This window comes from Streptomyces sp. NPDC048417, assembly GCF_040651615.1.
Lineage (GTDB): Bacteria > Actinomycetota > Actinomycetes > Streptomycetales > Streptomycetaceae > Streptomyces.
The window spans coordinates 163,519-178,436 of the sequence record NZ_JBEZKI010000022.1 but is presented as its reverse complement, the minus strand read 5'-3'; the positions used below and the strand labels follow the sequence as shown (position 1 = coordinate 178,436).

At 70.8% G+C, this 14,918-nt stretch carries 18 protein-coding genes; 8 read left to right on the top strand and 10 right to left on the bottom strand.

The window, feature by feature from the left end; genetic code table 11:
- Positions 1–48 precede the first annotated feature (48 nt).
- The 10 genes from AB0D59_RS32175 to AB0D59_RS32130 form a co-directional block, all read right to left on the bottom strand.
- Entirely contained in the window at positions 49–516 is a 468-nt protein-coding gene (locus AB0D59_RS32175) for a hypothetical protein (RefSeq protein ID WP_362572922.1), read from the bottom strand.
- 343 nt (positions 517–859) lie between these two features.
- Positions 860–1,423, bottom strand: coding sequence for a hypothetical protein (locus tag AB0D59_RS32170; RefSeq protein WP_362572919.1), 564 nt, complete (start codon positions 1,421–1,423; stop codon positions 860–862).
- The gene (locus AB0D59_RS32165) at positions 1,413–2,954 is read right to left on the bottom strand and encodes an ATP-binding protein (RefSeq protein ID WP_362572916.1); all 1,542 of its coding nucleotides are present in this window, start codon (positions 2,952–2,954) and stop codon (positions 1,413–1,415) included. The genes AB0D59_RS32170 and AB0D59_RS32165 overlap by 11 nt, the downstream gene beginning before the upstream one ends.
- 28 nt (positions 2,955–2,982) lie before the next feature.
- Positions 2,983–3,447, bottom strand: coding sequence for a DUF6238 family protein (locus AB0D59_RS32160; protein ID WP_362572914.1), 465 nt, complete (start codon positions 3,445–3,447; stop codon positions 2,983–2,985).
- Positions 3,448–3,547: 100 nt separating this feature from the next.
- Positions 3,548–5,017 (bottom strand): SCO6880 family protein, encoded by a 1,470-nt coding sequence (locus AB0D59_RS32155; protein ID WP_362572911.1) that lies wholly within the window; start codon positions 5,015–5,017, stop codon positions 3,548–3,550.
- Positions 5,018–5,089: 72 nt separating this feature from the next.
- A complete protein-coding gene (locus AB0D59_RS32150; RefSeq protein WP_362572909.1) occupies positions 5,090–6,478 on the bottom strand; it encodes an ATP-binding protein in 1,389 nt (462 codons plus the stop codon).
- Positions 6,479–6,513: 35 nt separating this feature from the next.
- Positions 6,514–7,206 carry a hypothetical protein gene (locus AB0D59_RS32145; RefSeq protein ID WP_362572906.1) on the bottom strand — a complete coding sequence of 231 codons (693 nt, stop codon included), beginning with the start codon at positions 7,204–7,206 and terminating at the stop codon, positions 6,514–6,516.
- On the bottom strand, positions 7,206–7,520 hold the full coding sequence (locus tag AB0D59_RS32140; protein WP_362572904.1) for a DUF6112 family protein: 315 nt from the start codon (positions 7,518–7,520) through the stop codon (positions 7,206–7,208). Before AB0D59_RS32140 ends, AB0D59_RS32145 begins: the two co-directional genes overlap by 1 nt.
- 269 nt (positions 7,521–7,789) lie before the next feature.
- Positions 7,790–8,146, bottom strand: coding sequence for a hypothetical protein (locus AB0D59_RS32135; protein WP_362572902.1), 357 nt, complete (start codon positions 8,144–8,146; stop codon positions 7,790–7,792).
- A gap of 68 nt (positions 8,147–8,214) precedes the next feature.
- The gene (locus AB0D59_RS32130; RefSeq protein ID WP_362572899.1) at positions 8,215–9,330 is read right to left on the bottom strand and encodes a C40 family peptidase; all 1,116 of its coding nucleotides are present in this window, start codon (positions 9,328–9,330) and stop codon (positions 8,215–8,217) included.
- Positions 9,331–9,846: 516 nt separating this feature from the next.
- Between AB0D59_RS32130 and AB0D59_RS32125 the strand changes: the two genes are divergently transcribed.
- The 8 genes from AB0D59_RS32125 (at position 9,847) to AB0D59_RS32090 (ending at position 14,884) form a co-directional block, all read left to right on the top strand.
- Positions 9,847–10,602 (top strand): site-specific DNA-methyltransferase, encoded by a 756-nt coding sequence (locus tag AB0D59_RS32125; RefSeq protein WP_362572896.1) that lies wholly within the window; start codon positions 9,847–9,849, stop codon positions 10,600–10,602.
- A gap of 241 nt (positions 10,603–10,843) precedes the next feature.
- A complete protein-coding gene (locus AB0D59_RS32120) occupies positions 10,844–11,395 on the top strand; it encodes a DUF4913 domain-containing protein (protein ID WP_362573030.1) in 552 nt (183 codons plus the stop codon).
- Positions 11,392–11,877, top strand: a complete 486-nt coding sequence (locus tag AB0D59_RS32115; RefSeq protein ID WP_362572893.1) for a hypothetical protein — start codon at positions 11,392–11,394, stop codon at positions 11,875–11,877. The genes AB0D59_RS32120 and AB0D59_RS32115 overlap by 4 nt, the downstream gene beginning before the upstream one ends.
- Before the next feature lie 19 nt (positions 11,878–11,896).
- Positions 11,897–12,586, top strand: a complete 690-nt coding sequence (locus tag AB0D59_RS32110; protein ID WP_362572890.1) for a hypothetical protein — start codon at positions 11,897–11,899, stop codon at positions 12,584–12,586.
- 17 nt (positions 12,587–12,603) lie between these two features.
- Positions 12,604–13,350 (top strand): hypothetical protein, encoded by a 747-nt coding sequence (locus tag AB0D59_RS32105; RefSeq protein ID WP_362572887.1) that lies wholly within the window; start codon positions 12,604–12,606, stop codon positions 13,348–13,350.
- Positions 13,351–13,537: 187 nt separating this feature from the next.
- Positions 13,538–14,020, top strand: a complete 483-nt coding sequence (locus AB0D59_RS32100) for a hypothetical protein (protein WP_362572884.1) — start codon at positions 13,538–13,540, stop codon at positions 14,018–14,020.
- Positions 14,017–14,460: a hypothetical protein gene (locus AB0D59_RS32095; protein ID WP_362572881.1), complete on the top strand. Its 444-nt coding sequence runs from the start codon at positions 14,017–14,019 to the stop codon at positions 14,458–14,460. Before AB0D59_RS32100 ends, AB0D59_RS32095 begins: the two co-directional genes overlap by 4 nt.
- A gap of 10 nt (positions 14,461–14,470) precedes the next feature.
- Positions 14,471–14,884, top strand: a complete 414-nt coding sequence (locus AB0D59_RS32090; RefSeq protein WP_362572879.1) for a hypothetical protein — start codon at positions 14,471–14,473, stop codon at positions 14,882–14,884.
- Positions 14,885–14,918 lie beyond the last annotated feature (34 nt).

Genomic DNA, 14,918 nt, shown 5'->3' with positions numbered 1-14,918 from the left:
TGGGGGAGGGGGAGGGATGGTGCTCTGCGGGACGTGTCCGGGTTCGGGTCACCGGCTCTTCGGGCGGCCCGGCCGGGTGCGAGGCGTGACCGGTTCGGGGAGGTGGCTGGACTCCGAGGAGTTGGCGGGCGAGGCGGGGTGGGGCAGCAACCCGAGCCGGCCGAGGCGGTGGTCGATAGCCGCCACTAGAGGCTGGGTGCTTCCGCCGTGGCGAGCCTCGGGCCGCTGCGAGGTACTGGGGTCGTCGGAGGGGGCCGAGTCGTAGAGGACCTCGAAGAGGCTCTGGTCGTCGGGGTCTTCGCGGGTCACGATCCAGCCCTCGGGGTCGCCGGGCGGGCGTTCGGAGGGCGGCTCCTGCGGCGGGCTGATGATCAGGTAGCTGTCGTCGGGGAGGGCCACGCGCACGATGTGGGCGCTGAGGCCGAACTCGATGTCGCACTCCAGCCCGCGCTCTCGCAGCGGCGTGGTGATGTGCGCGTGGCGGCGCCACAACTCCTGCCACCACGGAGTGTCCACGTTGCGATGGTCGGGAAGCGGCGCGCGCGGAGCCGCGCGGCGGGTGTCTGGAGTGCTCTGCTGGTCAGCGGCCACGGTTCCGCCTGCGGGAGGCCGGCGGGCGGTGGGGCGGGGGTATCCGGCGAGCGGGGTCGGCTTGCGGCTTCGGCACCGGACTGAAATCGAGTGCGTACTCGTCGCAGACGGTGATCAGGCCGTGCTCCATTTGAGCTTCGCGTTCGGCGATCTGTGCCATGAGGTCGTCGTGCTCGGCCTGGCAGTGCTGGTAGTCGGCCCAGTCGGCGTCGCTGAAGTGGGCGGGGCGGTTCAGAGGACTCCTTGAAGGGGCGGGGGTCGGTCCGGGTCAGCGGTGGCGACCGCCCGGTTTGGGCGGCATCGGGCTCTGGCGGGGGGAGGGCGTGAGGAAGAAGCGGTGGAAGTCGAGGTGGTCGGTGAGTTCCTGGACTGCGTCACCGAGCGACTCCGACGCGCGCCGCAGACAGGAACGCGCCGTCGCGTGTTCGATGACCATGCGGTTGTCCCGGAAGTATCTGTCGTTCTCGCTGTGCGACCGGGGCAGTGAGAGCGCGCTCTGCGCAGTCTCGGCGAAGTGCGGTATGGCCTGGCTCGACAGGGTGACCGCCGACGCCAGATGGGCGAGGACGGCGCTGCCGGCACGGTTCTCACTGGAGGTGGTCCGGGCGAAGTCGGCAGTCAGCTGGACGACATCACGGGCGAGAGCCTGTGCGTCGGTGACGTGCCGGAGTAGCGCGGTGAAGGACGGCGAGGCCGGGACATGACCGGTGTCGTCCAGCAACTCCCACTGCTCGAAGGCGCCGGAAAGTTTGCCCCTGACGGAGTTGAGCGCGTCGATGAGGTGGAGGGTGGTGGCGCGCGGGATCAGTTCACGCTGGATATCAGGTTTCATGAGCTTTTACGGTCTTTATATTCATTCGAGCGTCGGTGTCGAAGAGCGCCAGCTCGTGACTGTGTAGAAGGTGCTGCACGATGAAAGATCGTCCGGCGACTTTCCACAGGCCGCGCCCTCGGTTGAGGTGGGCGATGGCGTCCATTTCGACGGAGGTCAGGCCGAGCAGGGCAGCCGCGGCGTGGAGTTGGTCGGTCTCCTGGCGGTAGATGATGCGGGTGGAGCAGTCGGCGAGGAGTCCCTCGGCCAGGGCGCGGCCCTGTGATCCGGCGTCGCCGGCGGTGAGAAGGTCGGACAGCCGGTGGATGACCATGAGGTTGGCGATGCCGAGGCCGCGGGAGAGTTTCCACTGGGCCTGCATCCGCTGGAGCAGGCCGACGTGCCGCATCAGGCGCCATGCCTCGTCGTACACGATCCAGCGCCGGCCGCCGTTCGGATCGGAGAGGGCGGATTCCATCCAGGCGCTCGCGCAGGTCATAGCCAGGACGAGGGCGGTGTCGTCCCCGCTGCCGCCGAGTCGGGACAGGTCGATGGTGAGCATCGGCGCGGTCGGGTCGAAGGCGACGGTGGAGGGGGCGTCGAACATGCCGGCCAGGTCGCCGTGGACCAGGCGCCGCATGGCGTGGGCCAGGTCGCGGGCGGCGTCGCCGAGTTGGCCCGACATCATTCCGGCGGCCTCGTCGAGCGTCAGTGGGTTGTTGAGGGTGGCGGCGACGTCGCCGAGGAGCGGGGTGCGGCCGGCGGCCACGGCGTGGGTGACGACGGCGTCGAGGGCGACGTCCAGGGCAGTGTGCTCCATAGGCATCAGGTCCCGGCCCAGGACGGTGCGGGCCAGAGAGCCGAGCAGGAGCAGGCGCCGTTTGTGGATCTCGCCGACCCAGTCCGCCTCCGGCACGCTCACCGGGCGTGGTGCCGCGTCTAGGGGGTTCAGGCGTCCGGGCAGTCCGGGACCGAGGGCGACGGACCGGCCGCCGAGGGCCTGTGCGACCGGTGTCCACTCGCCTTTCGGGTCGCACGGCACGTAGACGCGGTATCCGAAGGCGACCGAGCGCAGCGCGAAGGACTTGGCCAGGGCGCTCTTGCCCTGGCCGATGACCCCGGCGAGCAGGAGGTTCGGATTGGTGAATCCCTCGACGCGGCCGTACAGCGCGAACGGGTCGAAGACGAAACTGGCTTCGGCGTGGACGTCGCGGCCGATGTAGATGCCCTCGGCGCCGAGTCCGCCCTCGGCGAGGAAGGGATAGGCGCCGGCCGCGATGGCGGTGGTCATACGGTGGACGGGAAGTCTCAGCCGGTTCCCGCGAGCAGAGGCGGGCCCGGGGCGCCCGCCTGGAGGGTGGAGCGCGGTGGGCATCTGATGCGCGGCGGGTGTGCTGTCGCTCTGGTGGGCGGAGGCTTCGGCGCGGGCCTTGGCGGTGGCCTCGGCAATCTGACGACGGGCGGCCTTGCGACTGGCACGGTCGGCACCGTGGGGAGTGAAGAGCGGGCTGGCCGAGGCACGGCGGGCGCGACGAGCGGGCCGGTGGCTCAACGGAGGCCCTCGATTCGGCGGATGGTGCTCATCGCACGCAGGCCGTGGTGTGCGGGCGGAAGTCGGTGGGGGTGGTCTTGTGGCGCAGGACGTGCCCGGCGGCGAGGTGGCGTTGGCAGATCGTCAGCACGGGCGGTCCCTCGGGCAGCCGTTCTGGATGGCACGCGCTGGCCTCGGCTTCTTCCGCCGCCGTGTCGGCGGGCAGCAGGTGGAAGGCGGAGTGGACCTCGCTGGTGGCCTGCCAGAGGCGGGTGTGCGCGGTGGCCAGGTGACGGCCGGCGGCGGGGTACGGCGGCCGGGCGGTTTCGGCGAGGAGGTCCAGGATCTGGAGCAGGGCGGTGAGGTGGGCGTGGAGCACGTCCAGGTGCCCACGGTCCGCTCGCTGGGGCGGGGCCGCGTCCGGCGAGGCAAGGGACCGCGTGTGGTGGCGGATTCCGGCGCTCGCGGCGCGGAGGTAGGGGTACGCGTCGTCGGGGCGCAGGGGAGAGGTCAAAGGTGGTGGTCCTTCCTGCCGGTAGGCAGGGCAGTGAGGGGCGTCCCGTTGCGGGTGAACCGGAGTGCCGCCGGTCAGGACGCGCGCGGGTGCGGCGGCTTCACAGGGCGGTGCGGGCCAGCGGGAGCGCGGCAAGCGCGAAAGCGTCCGGCTGCTGGTAGTTGAGGCGACGCAGGTCGACGCCGGAGGTGACGGCGTGGGTCTCGATCTGTGCGCAGGCGGCGTCCAGGAGGGCGTCGGTCTCGGCGGTCACGGTGACCAGGCCGGTCAGCGCCACGTCCGCGTGCCCGGCGATGAGCTGGCGTTCGCGGGTTTTGACGTCGGCGTACTCGACGGAGTCTTCCTCGCTGTCGACCTGCCCCCGGCGGGCCCGCTCGTTGGCATCGGCGATGATCGCCGCCTTCTTCCGCTGGACGTCCCGCAACGCGGATTCGAGCCCCTGCGGCACGTAGATGAGGGAGAGGCTGCGGCGCACGCCGGCCGTGAACATGATCCCGTGCAGGAACCCGGCCCCCATCTCGGTGCGCGGCCAGTTCTCCACCCAGTAGGTGGCGTGCCGTGCGCTGTCGGTGGCGAGGCGGTCGTACTCCTCGAACTGCACGACGGGCCCGGCGGCGGCGGGGTCGGCCTCGGCGCGGCCGGTCTCGGACCAGTGCTGAAGGGCTGCAAGTGCCTTCGGGTCGTAGGCGGTACGGATGACGGCGGCGATCTCCCGCGCACTCAGCCACCCGGTGACCTGGAGCCCGGCGTTGCGGGCGGCCTGGGCGATGGAGGCGGTGGTCTGCTCCAGGACGGTGAACGCCCCCGGAAGCCCTTCGCCGGCCTGGCTGATCAGGCGCCGGGCGGCCTTGAGGTCGAGGGAGATGGCGAGGTAGGTCTCGTGCGGGGCGGCGGCGGGGCCGGCCGAGGCGACCAGCTCGGAGTAGATCTGTCCCGCGACCGGGGCCTGGGGCTGCCCGTTCTGTGTCCAGTGCCGGGTGAGGGTGTCGCCGCTGTCGGGGACGGTGCGCTCCAGCACCTGCACGGTGGCGATGTGCCCGGTGCGGGCGATCCCGGCGAGCGCGCGCCCCCAGGCCGTGACGTTGTGGTTCTGGGTGGCGGGGTCGAGGAGGGCGAAGGCACGGCTGGTGACGCGGGCGACGGCGGTCAGGGTCTGTCGGTGCGGGTCGTGGACGGCCGCAGCCTGGTTGGCGGAATCGCCGGGGGTGACCACCTTGAGGGATGCGGCGGTGCCTGGCAGGTGGAGGACGCCGTCGTGGCGGGGCCGGGTGACGGGCCGGGCGAGCCAGAGGGTTTGGCCGGTGCGGCGTCGGTGTGCGTACCGGGCGACGATCGGCGCCCAGTCGATCAGCGAGCGGCCGTGCCGGCGGATCACGACGAGCGCACCGGCCGTGGCCCACAGCGGGGCCAGGGCGACGGCGCCGAGCAGTCCGGTGGAGATCACCGTCATCAACAGCAGCGCCAGCATGCAGGACACGAGGGCGAGTTGGGGCCAGGAGAGGCCGAGGAGGATGCCGCGGCGGGACCGGTGCGGGAACTTCACCGTGACCGGGGCGGGGAGATCAGTCAAGGAGCGGGTCCTGGAGACGCGGGTGGAACCCGGGGGCGGGAGCGAGCTGCACATCCCGCCCCCGGGAGTCGGTCAGAGAATCAGAGGCCGGTCGGAGGCGGCAGCGGGGGGGCTGCTCGCCCCGCTCGACGAGGCGTTCTGCGTTCCGGGGGACGGCGGTGCGCCCTGCGGTGGCGGGGTCGTGGTCGGCGGAGTGGACTGCCATCCGCCGCTCGGCCCGGATGCGGCACCCGTGGCGAATCCGCCGGGTCCCGGGCTGCCTCCCACCTGGCCGCTGGTGTCGCCGGACACGCTGGCCGGCGCGGGCTGGACGGCCTTGTCCAGACCGGACTTGACCGCGTCGCCGCCAGCCGAGACATCCGTTCCGCCGCTCTGCGATACCTCCTTGCCCTCGCCGCCGCCTCCGCCGGTCGGGTTGGCGGCGATGTCGCCGGGGAATCCGCCGCTGGCGTCTGGGCCCTGCGGTGCGGCACCCGCGCCGGCGGCAGCGCCACCGGTCCCGGCGGTTGCCGCCGCGGCGGCGGCCTTGCGGGCGGCCTTCTCCGCATGCGCCCTGGCGATCTGGGCTCCGGCACCGCCGGCACGGTGGATGGACTCGCCGTCGGTGCCATCGGCCGCCCAGTGCACGAACTTGAAGACCGCGTACGGACACAGCAGCACCAGAACCATGATCACGATGCCGGACATGACGTCGGCCAGAGCGGCGATGCCGTCCTTGGCCTCGGTCTTGCCCATGGCGGCGATACCGAGGACGAAGATCACGGTCATCAGCAGCTTGGAGACGACCAGGGTGGCGGTGGCTTCGATCCAGCCCTTGCGCCAGCGCCGGGCGACTTCCCAGCCGCCGCCGGCGGACGCGAACACGGCGAGGGTGACCATGACGAGGATGCCGACCTTGCGGACCATCATCACGCACCAGTAGAGGATGGCGCCGATGGCGGCGCCGAGCCCGGCGACGACCGGGACGAGCCAGCCGAGCCCGGACAGCGATGCGATCTGGTTGACCTCCACGATGCGGCGCACGGCCGACTCGATGTCCAGGTGCGCGGTCTTGAACAGGCCGTCGCTGACGGCGTCGACGATTTCGACGGCCACCGTGGTCAAGGAGATGGCGCAGAAGGCGAACAGGACCCCGGACGCGGTGCCGGTGAACGCCTGGGTGAGGGCTTGTCCGTCACGTCGGACGGCGGCCCGCACGAGTTGTGCGCAGAACGTCGCGACCAGCAGGACCAGGCCCAGCGGCAGCAGCGTCTCGTAGTTGTCGACGAACCACGTCGCGTTGAGGTCCACCTTCGTGGTGGTGTCGACCGCTTCGGCTGCCAGATCGGCTGCTGCGGCGGCCAGTTCGCCGGCGGACTTCGCCATCCAGTCACCGATGGCCTTGCCGGGATCCGAGGCGAAATCCACCGCGTCGCCGACATCGCACAGCTTGTCGGCCAGGGGGTAGTCACAAAAACTCACGGGGAGTTACTCCTCCTTTCGTTCTCGGACGCGGGTCACTGGGTGACGCTCGGTGCGAGGGCGGCCAGGGTGCAGTCGTGGTTCGGGCGGCATTGGATGGCGAGGGTCACGGCCCGTTCCTCGGCCCCGCTGCCGCCCTTCTTCCAGGCGATCTGCTGTGTGCCGTTGACGGTGACGACGTAGATGTACGCCTCGGTGATCGCGGACGGGTCGTCGGCCAGGGCCTGCTTGAACGCGGAGGGGTAGTGGCCCTCGGTGACGTGGGCGGTGGCGTGCTGGTCCTGGTCGGCCATCCGCGACCACAGCACCGGATCGGGAACCTGCCCGGCAACGGAGGCCCAGTCGGCGTACTTGGTCTCCGTGGTCATCCAGGCGCGCATGCCGGCGAGCTGGTCGCGGCTGGTGTCACGGGTGTCGTAGGACCACAGCATCTGCGCTGCCGCCTTGGCGTAGGCGACCGGATCGGCGATCGGCGGCGGCTTGGGCACCGACCCGGACCCGGACGACGGCTTCGGGGAGGTCTCGGCGGAGGACGGACTACTGCCGGAAGGGGCCGGCGCGGCGGTGCCCGCAGCTTGGCGGTCGTTCCCGCTGCCGCTCACCACAGCGACGATTCCGGCGAGGGCGAGCAGGATGGCGATGGCGCCGGTGACGATTGCGATGCGCCGGTTGACCGGCCAGCTCGCACCGTACGAGGACAGCGAACGGGAGGGGAGCCGGTTTCGCATCAGTGGACCTGCGACCCCAGTCCGGTGAAGAAGGCGATGATCCCGTTCGCGGCACCCAGACCGAGGGCGGCGCCGGCGGCCACGACCGCGCCCTTCTTGCCGTTGGCTTCGGCCTGGTGACCACCGGTGTGGTGTCCCCAGGCCCACACGCCGAGGGAGACCGCGAGGGCGCCGACCACGGCGACGATCGCGAACAGGTTGATGGAGTTGACCACGTTCTTCAGCACGGAGAGGCCGGGGAGGCCGCCGCCCGAGGGCGTGATGCCTGGGTCGTAGGCGAGCTGGATGACGCGGTCTGCGAGAGGGACGGACATAGGTGTGGCAGGGACTCCTTGCGTACGAAGGCCAGGCGGGGGCCGACGGGGGACGGAGGGAGGCGCGAGGCGACTGCCTCGCGAAGGAAGACCGGCAACGGTGCGGGAAACGGCCGGCCTGGTGGACATCCGCGGCACGGCAGCCTGGTGTGTACGACGCCACGCAGATGGTGTGCACAGGCCGGGGTGGAGATCCTCGTCCGGGCCGGGTACGGCCCTGCCGCCGGCAGGGCCGTACCTCACACTCCGGGGCGCTGTCCGGGAGCGCTCTACTTCGGGATCGACGGCTTCGGCGCGGGGTTGGTCTGGTAGGGGTTCGCGCAGTTGTAGATCATGTAGCCGCGGATCTTCTTGCCGTCGGACTTCCGGGTGACCGTGCCGCGGGTGTACCAGGTCTTCTCGGCCTTCTTGTACGCCCACTGGTCGTAAACGACCTTGTCGTGTCGGTAGCCGATACCCACGACCGTGGACGTCTTCGACGGGGCCTTGCGGATCTTGACCGCGCTGCAGCTGATGGTGGTCTTACCGGTGTCGTACGCCTGTGCCGTGGTGGCGTTGACCAGGCCGCCGGCGGCGACGGCCAGGCCCAGCGAGGCTGCTGCGAGGGCGCGGTGGCGGGTTATCAAGGATGCTCCGTACTGTCGGGGAATCTCGCTCAGAGATGGTGTGTCGTGGCGGTCTCGCCCGGCCGGTGTCACAGGACGCGGCGGGCGGCGAGGATCGTCCAGTCCTTGATCGGAGTGATCCGGACCGGTTTGGTGGTGCGCGGTGCCTCGATCACGAGGCCCTCGCCCATGTACATGCCGACGTGCTCGGGCCGGCTGGCGGTGCCGCGGCTGAAGATCAGGTCACCGGGCTCAAGGTGGGCGGGGGAGACCGCCTTGCCCTCGTTGACCTGCGTGTACGTGGTGCGGGTGAGGGTGACGCCGGCGTGGGCGTACGCCTGCTGCACCAGGCTGGAGCAGTCGCAGCGGCCCATGGGGTCGGGACCGTGCGCGTTGGTGCAGGATCCGCCCCACTGGTAAAGCGTGCCGAGCTGCTGCATCGCCCATGCGATGGCCTTGCGGGCCTTCGGATCGGCGTCCTTGGGGATCGAGTATCCCTTCGGGACGCTCCCCTCGGGGATGTGGCCGAACGCGGAACCGTCCTGGCTCAGTGAGCAATCGGTCCTGCTGGTCGACGGTTGCTTGCTCTGGTCCGTGTCACCGCCGCTGGGGAACGTCTTGGCGATAGCGGCCTGCAGTGCGGTGGCCAGGCTTTCCCACTGCGCGTACGCGTTCGGCAGTGCGGACTTTTGCACGGCTTGGGCGGCCTGGGTGACGGTCATCTGCTGCCAGCCGGCCACCTTGAGCAAGTGCTTGTAGAACTGCTCGGAGGCGTAGACCGGATCGCGGATCTGCTGGGCGGTGCCCCAGCCCTGGGATGGGCGCTGCTGGAACATTCCGAGGGAGTCGCGGTCGCCGTAGTTGAGGTTGCGCAGCCGGCTCTCCTGCATCGCCGTGGCGAGCGCGATGATCTGCCCCTTCGTGGGGACGTCGAGCGAGAGACCGGTGGCCACGATGGTCGCCGCGTTGGGGATCTGCTCGGCGGGCAGGTCCAGGCCCTCGACGTGCACGTCCTTGCCGGAGGAACCGTCGAGGATCTTGGCGACCTGCCCAGCGACCTGGTCGCTGTCGATGTCGCTCAGGCAACTGCTGAAGGCGCCGCTGCTCTGCACGGCGTTGGCCGAGGAGGCCAGCATCATGCCGATGCCGGCGATGAGGATCGGGGAGAGGAAGACGACGCCGATGCCGGCGGCGAGCCCCTTCAACCCGAGCGGGCCGCTCGACGGTCAGCGGGTTCGGGCATGGGCGGGTAGCGGGACGTCATGAACGTGTCCTTGGGGTTGCGGTGTCCGGCATGCTGCGTGCGTGAGGCATCTTGGAAGGGCGCGGCAGCCGGGGCGGGCGATCAAAGGCGGGCCGGTACGCGGTGAGTTGCCGCTCGCTGCGCGTGGCCGGGCCGTGAGCTAGGTGTGCCAGGGCAGGGGGTACCTCCGCGAGGTGTGGCAGGGGGTGAGCCAGCGGCGGTGTGCGCCGGGCGGTTCAAAAACAGTAGGCGCGGATCGGCGGTTGAACAAAAAGCCGGCGTGAGGTGCCGGAATCCGGCACCTCAGGAACGCACTTCTTGGCCGTCGGCAAATTCGCCTCTACAGTTTTTGGACTCCCCCTCGCCTTCCTCGGTCCGTGGCCCTGGGCTTCTGCATGCCCACTTCCGGCCCGCGAGGACTCCCGTGCGAGACGGGTGGTTCCCTCTGCGATTCCGTACCCGAAATTGGGGTTCCTCTTTGCCTTTTTCCCTGCACCAGGGCGATGCCCTGAGCGTTCTCGTCGGCCTCCCGGACGGCTGTGTCGACTCCGTCATCACCGACCCGCCGTACAACTCCGGGGGCCGGACGGCGAAGGAGCGCACCACACGTTCCGCGAAGCAGAAGTACACCTCCGCCGACTCCAAGAACGACCTCGCCGACTTCACCGGCGAGAACATGGACCAGAGGTCCTACTCGTTCTGGCTGACGCAGATCATGACCGAAGCGCACCGTCTCACCAAGACCGGCGGGACGGCGCTGCTGTTCACCGACTGGCGCCAGCTCCCGACGACGACGGATGCGATCCAGGCTGCCGGGTGGTTGTGGCGCGGGGTGCTGGCCTGGCACAAGCCTCAGGCCAGGCCCCAGAAGGGCCGGTTCACCCAGAACTGCGAGTTCATCGTCTGGGCCAGCAAGGGGCCGATCGACGGCTCCCGCAACCCCGTCTATCTTCCCGGCATGTACTCGGCGTCGCAGCCCTCGGGCGCGCAGCGCCGGCACATCACGCAGAAGCCGGTCGAGGTGATGCGCGAGCTGGTCAAGATCAGCCCCGAGGGGGGAACGGTCCTCGACTTCTGCGCGGGCTCCGGCTCCACGGGCGTGGCCGCCCTGCTGGAAGGCCGGGACTTCATCGGGGTGGAGAAGACCGAGCACTACGCGTCGATCGCGGCCGAGCGGCTCACCGAGACGCTCCGCTCAACTCTCACGCAGGACGACATGGTTCTCACCGCCTGAGCCGCGCCCTTGCCCGCCGCCCAGCCCCCACGCGCAGCCGTCGGCGTCATACCGCCGGCGCATCGCGCAATCTGCCGGCGGCGCCGCGTGAGGGGCCCCGGTTTTCCCTCGTTCTGTGTCTTGTAGGAGGCCGAACTTCTCGATGCCCGAATCCGTAGAACCCGCCGATGGCGGAGAGTTGGAGCCGATTCGTATTCCGGATCCGCAGCTGGAGGGAATCGAGGCGACCGTGCGGCGGCTCATGGAGCAGTCGGCGCAACAGGCCCAGCAGCTCGACCATCTCGCGGCCGACCCGTCACCGAGCGCGTCACCGTTCGCCGCGTTCGGCATGCCGGGACTCGGCGGCCCGCCGGCCGCCGCTCCACCGGAGCCCCGCCCGATCCTGGAACTGGACGGCGAGGAACGCGAGGACGAACTCGACGCCCTGTCCGACTGGGTCGACGACTTCTTCCTCCCGGTCTACGGGGCAGAGGTCACCACCGCGGCGCCCTGGTGCCTGCAGTGGCAGGAGCACGACGACGTCGTGGCCTGGCTCCATGCCCTGTGGCTCGCCTACCAGCAGCACAAGGGCCCCGAAGCCGGGCTGGCCGGCATGTTCGTGTGGCACCGGGACTTCCTCACTCACGCCGTCGCGGCGATCCGCGCGCCGGGCGGGCCGCTGTCGGCCTGCATGACCTCACCCGACCGGCCCGCGCACCGTCTCCTGCCCGGCCCGCAGCCGTCCGTGCGCATGCAGAGGGCCACCGCTGAGGAGGCCGCCGGGACGCCCGAGTCGTACGAGCTGGCGACGTGACCGCGGGAGTGGGACAGCCCGCCTTTGGATTGAGCCTTGATCCCCGGGCGCTGACCGATCTCCTCCAGGCCCCTGGCGACATCCGCGACCTAACCCTCGCCTACCTGCAGGAAGTCGTGAACGCGCAGCGCTTCGGGTTGCGTCTCGACGGTGACCTGGAGGGCTTCAGGAAGCTGTTCGTGGACTCGCGCAAGGACTGGCGCGTCGTCTACGCCGTCCGTCCGGCGCCCGCGGGATCCCCTCTCCACAAGGAGATCCACGTCGTCGCGATCCGGCCGCGCGCGGGCAATGACGTCTACGACGAGGTCGGCCGCCGCCTGGGGATGACCCGCCGGCCGCTGAGCGCCCGCACCCACGCGGCCCGCTCCCGCTCCCCGCAGCTGACCACCCGCACTCCTGTGCCCCGGCCCGCCCCGCCGCCCATCGCGGCGCCGGGTCTGCCCCGTCCGGCATCCAACCCCGCGCACCATCCCACCCGCTGAACGCAACGGAGCGTCGCCTATGCCCCCTGAACCCGCACTGCCCGCAGTCCGGCGAGCGGTCTCCCCGCTCGACCACCACATCGAAGCCGTCACCGGCCACGACGTCGACACGCTGTGGGACTTCCGCGACCGTGGCGTCCTCGATGAGCCCCACGCTCATCTGGTCGACCGGCATCGCGAGTTGGCTACGGCCCAGACCGGTGTCACCTTCTACCTGTGCCTCCTCAACCGCCTCTCGTCCGGCGGGTTCGACGTCGATGACGCCCTGTTCACGCGCATCGACCGCACCGTGGAACAGCTGCAGGAGGCCGCCGCTGTGCGGGACGCCGCCGCTCGGGAGGTGCTCGCCGCCCTGGAACCCATCGAAGCCGCAGCAGCGCCCGAGGCGAAGCAGCTCTCGACGGACGACGAGGCGGCGCTGCTCGCCATCGCTGGCGGAGCCAAGCTCTACGAACACCTGCTCACCGGCCGGATGAGCGTCACGGCAGCCTCCGGCACCCGCATGCCGCATGCCAAGGTGCTGCGGCTGGAGGAGGCCGGTCTGGTCGTCCGGGACTCGGGCCACCCCGTGCACGCGGGCCAGCCGGTCACGCTCACCGACACGGGACGAGCCGCGCTGGTCGCTGCCCGCCGGACATCCACGACACAGGCGCCGACGGTGCCGGCTCGACCCGGCATGTCGCCGTCGGCTCCGGCGCAGCGGCGTTGATCTTCACCGAAAGGCCCTTGTTGTCTTACGCCGAAACGGCGCCGTTTAGGAAGCCCATTCCCCAGGTCGACTTCGGTCTGGACGCCCTCGACGCCGACGAGGAGAAGTACCTCGACTTCTACCGCAATGTCGGCGTCCGCGAGGACATGCTCGTTGCCATGGCCGAACACCACGACGGGCCGCACAGCTACTACGTCCTGTTCGACCGCACCGCGACCTGGGGACACCCCGGCCGGCCGCAGGTGCTCGCCGTCTATCTGCAACGGGACCACGAGAAGAAGACGTTCGCCTTCGAGCAGAAACCGCTGCCGCTGCCCGCGATGGCGCAGTCCTGGCTCATCCACCGGGGCTGCCCGCCCGATGCCATCGGCCTCGACCCGGAGTTGAGTGGCCCGCCGCCGGCGGACGAGGCCACGCGGGCCTTGGAGCGGCGCCTCGTCGGCGACGGTGACCACTACGCCATGGGCTACTCCTACACCAGCGACGACCCGGACGACATGGTCGTCGTGGTGGCTCTGCGAGCGCTGGACGAGCGTGCCCTGTCGCCGTTCCGTGTCGTGGTCGAAGAGGTCGATACCCAGACGTGGACGCACACCCTGCGCGAGGGCGGTTTCGACACGGCCGGCCAGGCCCTGCAGTGGTGCGAGGACCGCCTCATGGGCGAGGCCCGGCCTCTCCCGCCGGTCCGTCCGACGTCCGCGGCCAGCCGCCCGGCCGGTGCGGCGAAGTCCCCCGCCCCGCGACCGCCCGGCCGTTCGCGCTGAGTGCCCGGCCCGACGCGGGCGGCGCAACATAGCCGACGATCGCCGGTTAGCCAAACCGGCGATTCTCCGGACTCTTATTGCAGCCGGGACAACCTCCCCGCAGCGCCAATCCACGCAATCCCTATGTCTCTTCGGAGGCTTCTTCCGCATGCGCTCCACCCCCATTCCCAGAACAGGAGTCCTCGCTTTGTCCGACGGCATATCCGATGACGTCAAGGATGTCCTGGGCGTCCTCACCGAACGGATCGAAGCGCGCTTCGGCATGGACATCGGCCGACTGAAGGCCGCGGTCGCCGCCGCACCCCTGGCACATCCGGCCGCCACCGATGTCGTCAAGTGGCACGGCCTCCTCGCAGAGGCCCAGTCCGCGCTCGACCGCGCGGAGGACGACCTTCTGGCCGCGCTGGAGACACAGCCCAGTGAGGTCGACGACCCGACGATGAGCCTCGCCCACCGCGTGAACGCAGCCGTCACCACCCGCGACGGCCGGGCCATGGTCGTACGGTGGCTCCTCGACCCGGACGCTCCGGGGAAGAAGGATCCCGCCGCCGAACGCCTCGCCCGCCCGCGCTCCCGAACCGGGCCGGCGGTACAGACCAGCGCCCCCCACCGGCCCGCGGGAACACCCGCACCGGCGTCGGCGAGGCAGCCGGGAAGGCCCGTCCGTTGAGCCGGGACAGGGCCAGCACCATGGACGACGAGCTGCAGGAGGTCTTCGGGGCCCCGGTTTCGGAACTGTATGAGGCGGCTGTCGGCCACGATGCATCGGCCGCGCTCACCCGCGTCCTCGAACTGCGCTCCTTCCTGGCGCTGACGGAGGAGCAGGTCGCCCGCGTCCGCGACCGCGTGCACGCGGACATGGACCCGAACCGCGACATGGGCGAGCTGTCGGCGGACCAGCTCCGCTTCGACGCGCAGTGGCTGGAGGCAGCACTGGAGGCCCGCGACGGCTACCGCGCCGCCCTCGGCGAGCTGCTGCGCACCATGCCTCCGCCCGCCCAGCAGGCCCGTCCCGTCCGCACCACGCAGCTCAAGACCACCGCAGCCGTCCCTTCTTCCGCCGCCCCGGCACCGCCGGGTGCCGGGGCGGCCCGGGCCCGCCGACCGTGAAAGCCCCCGATTGCCCCGCCCTACGTCCACCGACATAGCCGGACGGATCGAGGACCTGCACGGCGCACCGCTCGCCGACCTCGCAGCCCACGCATGCGACCAGCCGCCCGGCATGCTTTCCGCCCTGCTCGGCATGCACGACGCCCTCGCCCTCGCCGAGCGCAGCATCGACGTCCACCGCGGCCACCTCGCCCGCCTCATCCATCCCGAGCGGCAGATCGGCCCGCACGAGGTGTCCCACCTCCTCGACGGCACCCGCCGGCTTGCCGAAGCCGTCGCCGTCCGCGACGTCCAAGCCACCTTGGTCACCGCTGTCCTGCAGAGCCTGGCCCGCGTCCCGGCCCCGACGCCCGTCCCGCCGGCTCCCTCACCGCCTGCCCCGGCTCCGCCTCTCGCGGCGCCGAGCCCGGTGCACAGCCGCTGACCCGCAGGCGATCCCCCCTTTCCATCACCCAGGA

Coding starts and splice junctions, on each gene's coding strand:
- AB0D59_RS32170 (WP_362572919.1), bottom strand. CDS start 1,423: ATGAAACCTGATATCCAGCGTGAACTGATCCCGCGCGCCACCACCCTC.
- AB0D59_RS32145 (WP_362572906.1), bottom strand. CDS start 7,206: ATGCGAAACCGGCTCCCCTCCCGTTCGCTGTCCTCGTACGGTGCGAGC.
- AB0D59_RS32140 (WP_362572904.1), bottom strand. CDS start 7,520: ATGTCCGTCCCTCTCGCAGACCGCGTCATCCAGCTCGCCTACGACCCA.
- AB0D59_RS32120 (WP_362573030.1), top strand. CDS start 10,844: ATGGAGCAGTCGGCGCAACAGGCCCAGCAGCTCGACCATCTCGCGGCC.
- AB0D59_RS32110 (WP_362572890.1), top strand. CDS start 11,897: ATGCCCCCTGAACCCGCACTGCCCGCAGTCCGGCGAGCGGTCTCCCCG.